Annotated in this window: 1 protein-coding gene; it reads right to left on the bottom strand. The window is 67.0% G+C overall.

Annotation, left to right across the window (positions count from 1 at the left end; translation table 11 throughout):
* On the bottom strand, positions 1-587 hold a 587-nt coding region (locus tag FH975_RS00020), incomplete at both ends, for a VOC family protein (protein WP_162319529.1).

Below are 587 nucleotides of genomic sequence, written 5' to 3' on the forward strand. Positions count from 1 at the left end.
CGACCTGCCTCAACAGCCCCTGCGCACTGGGCAGGTCCTTCTGCTCGGGAAACCACCGTCGATCGGCCGCGACCACGATCAGCAGGCCCTCGTCGTCGCCCATCGGTGCGAACTGCGGCGAAGCCGGGCTGATCGGCTGCAGGCCGAAACGTTGGTTGGACAGTTCGCGTACGGCGTCGACATCGCGGCTGGGCAGGCCGACTTCGCTCAGGCAGGTCAGCTCGCTGCCATGGAACACGCCTTCGCGAGCGCTGGCCGGCAGGCGACGGCGGCCGATCAGTTCAAGGATCAGGCCGTCCGGGCCGGTGAAGTACACCGACTGCGACTGCCAGCTGCTCTCCAGCGCGAAGTAGTCCAGCCCCGCCGGATTGCGCTGCAGCGGCGTGCGCTCACGCAACCACGACATTGCCTCGCTGAAGCGGTTGTCCGGCACGTTGAAGGCCAGATGCACGCCACCCACCGGACGCCCCGCCGCAGGCTGAAGTTCGAGGGTGCTCCAGCCGATGTGCACATGGTTGCCGACCACGCGCTGCTGCAGCACATCGTGGAAATATGTGGCCACGGAAGCGACGTCGGATACCGGCAGA

Origin of the sequence: Nesterenkonia haasae, assembly GCF_010119385.1 — a bacterium.
GTDB classification, from domain to species: Bacteria; Actinomycetota; Actinomycetes; order Actinomycetales; family Micrococcaceae; genus Nesterenkonia; species Nesterenkonia haasae.